The sequence below is a fragment of the Bartonella sp. MU37NMGALS genome (assembly GCF_042194015.1).
GTDB classification, from domain to species: Bacteria; Pseudomonadota; Alphaproteobacteria; order Rhizobiales; family Rhizobiaceae; genus Bartonella; species Bartonella grahamii.
In genome coordinates this window covers 1-1883 of record NZ_JBHIML010000064.1, presented here as the reverse complement: position 1 = coordinate 1883, position 1883 = coordinate 1, and the positions used below count along the sequence as shown (strand labels likewise).

Annotated in this window: 5 protein-coding genes and 1 pseudogene; 4 read left to right on the top strand and 2 right to left on the bottom strand. The window is 39.5% G+C overall.

What is annotated here, in order from left to right; all coding sequences use genetic code 11:
- The 3 genes from ACFIJP_RS08925 to ACFIJP_RS08915 form a co-directional block, all read left to right on the top strand.
- A partial coding sequence (locus ACFIJP_RS08925) for a DUF4043 family protein (RefSeq protein ID WP_375627045.1) occupies window positions 1-171 on the top strand: 171 nt, incomplete at its 5' end.
- Between the two features lie 20 nt (window positions 172-191).
- Window positions 192-572: a hypothetical protein gene (locus tag ACFIJP_RS08920; RefSeq protein ID WP_375627043.1), complete on the top strand. Its 381-nt coding sequence runs from the start codon at window positions 192-194 to the stop codon at window positions 570-572.
- An 11-nt stretch (window positions 573-583) separates the two neighbouring features.
- Window positions 584-964 carry a hypothetical protein gene (locus ACFIJP_RS08915; protein ID WP_375627042.1) on the top strand — a complete coding sequence of 127 codons (381 nt, stop codon included), beginning with the start codon at window positions 584-586 and terminating at the stop codon, window positions 962-964.
- A 35-nt stretch (window positions 965-999) separates the two neighbouring features.
- On the opposite strand, the gene ACFIJP_RS08910 is transcribed toward ACFIJP_RS08915, so the two are convergent.
- Window positions 1000-1284 carry an addiction module antidote protein gene (locus ACFIJP_RS08910; RefSeq protein WP_375621740.1) on the bottom strand — a complete coding sequence of 95 codons (285 nt, stop codon included), beginning with the start codon at window positions 1282-1284 and terminating at the stop codon, window positions 1000-1002.
- Complete coding sequence (locus tag ACFIJP_RS08905; protein WP_375627040.1) at window positions 1265-1573, bottom strand: type II toxin-antitoxin system RelE/ParE family toxin; 309 nt, start codon at window positions 1571-1573, stop codon at window positions 1265-1267. The genes ACFIJP_RS08910 and ACFIJP_RS08905 overlap by 20 nt, the downstream gene beginning before the upstream one ends.
- 65 nt (window positions 1574-1638) lie before the next feature.
- Between ACFIJP_RS08905 and ACFIJP_RS08900 the strand changes: the two are divergent.
- A pseudogene (locus ACFIJP_RS08900) lies at window positions 1639-1883 on the top strand (hypothetical protein); the annotation flags it as partial.

Sequence of the window (1883 nt, the reverse complement as noted above, 5' to 3'; positions counted from 1 at the left end):
CGCTATAAATTGGTGGAAGAGCATTTCGACTATCAACGTTACTATGGTTTGTCTGCGAAAACACTGATTGGCATGAAGAAAACCCGTTTCAAATTTCCAAATAGCTCTCAAGCAGCGCAAGATTTTGGAACGATTGTTATCCCCACCTACAGTGGTGAACCTGATAATTAATCATAGGGAGGAAGCAAGACATGGCAGATCAATTACCACCTCCATTGCAGGGAAGAACTCTTCATACCCAACAGGTAAGTTTCTTACGTTTGAATATTTCGCATAAAGATAAGCATCTTACGGAAAAAATCGGAATTTTGCCTCGTGGCGCTTTGATCACTTCGATGAAGGCTTTTGTCAAGACCGCGTTTTCTGAGACAAAATTAAAGATAGGCAGCACCTATGGCGGCAATGAGTTCAGTGAAAAAGACATCAAAGCCCAAGGCACGCAAGATTTTACGCCAACAGATCAAAAGTCTTTTGTTGCAGATGATAAGGAGATGACCCTTTACGCAACACGAGACAAAACAACAGATGCTGGTGAATGTATTGTGGTTGTGCAATTCGTGACAAATCATTGAGGGGATAAAAGATGGCAGATTATTTACCACAGCCCTTGCAAGGGAGAAATCTTCATACCCAGCAGGTAAGCTTTTTGCGGCTTAATTTTAGCTATGAAGATAAAGAAAACGCTATGAGAATAGGCACGCTACCTCGTGGTGCTTTGATCACTTCGATTAAAGTGTATGTCAAGACAGCATTTTCGGACACGAAGGTAAAAATAGGGTGCACTGCTGGAGGGACAGAGTTTGGTGAAGCGGAAATCAAACAACAGGCAGTAAAAGAGGTTAAGCCTACCAATCAGAAGGAGTTTATCCCTTATGATGAAGAACTTACTCTCTATGCCAAAGCGGACAAAACAGTACAAGCTGGGCAAGCAAGTATAGTCGTTGAATTTGTAACCAATCACTGAAATTGAGGGGAGAGATTTATTAACTCCCTCTCAGTTTATGAAGTAGAAGACTGTACAGAGAGTTGCAAATTAAGGGCAGATAAGACAGCGACTAAGGTAGAAAGTTTAGGGTCACCAGTCTTACTTAAAGAGCGGTATAATCCACTGCGTTCGCGATTGGTTTCTTTTGCTAAGGCACTCATATTTTGTGCTCTAGCAACAATACCAAGGGCATCCGCTATATGAGAGGCATCACCGGTTTTAAAGGCTTCATTAAGAAATGCTTGTTGTACCTCAATGTCTTCAAGATATTCTTCTGGTTTAAAGGGGGTTATTTTCATCACTGTACTCCTCTTTTAACTTTAATGCTTGTTCAATATCTTTTTTCTGCGTTGATTTATCTCCACCACATAACAAAAGGATAAAATCAGAGCCTTTTTGGGTAAAATAAATTCGGTAACCAGCACCATAGTGGATACGTAATTCACCTATACCATTAAAGAATTTAACATCACCGAAAAGACCCTGTTTTAAGCGGACAATACGTTCAAGAATAATAGCCTTAACGCTTTTATCTTTAAGTTTCTTAAGCCAAGTATCAAATTCTATCGTTTTGTGAATGAATACCATTTGAGTACTATACTACACAAAATATATAATATCAATAGTTATAATTTTTACTGAAAGGTATTTTGATGACACGTCATTATATTCGGGTTAAGACCGGAGGACCAATACCAGTAAAGCGAGATGTTTATCGTCATAAGAGAACACTTTCACACTTAGTGTCAGTTATCCAAGATGAGATTGATGACATAGCCGATGAGTATGTTCATCAAATCCAAGAAAGTATTTTTGCAGCCATTCGTTTTTGTGAACGGGAGACCTTTTACTTTAACGAAAGCCGTGATGTGGTGTTTGAGACACGGGCGGGACAAGG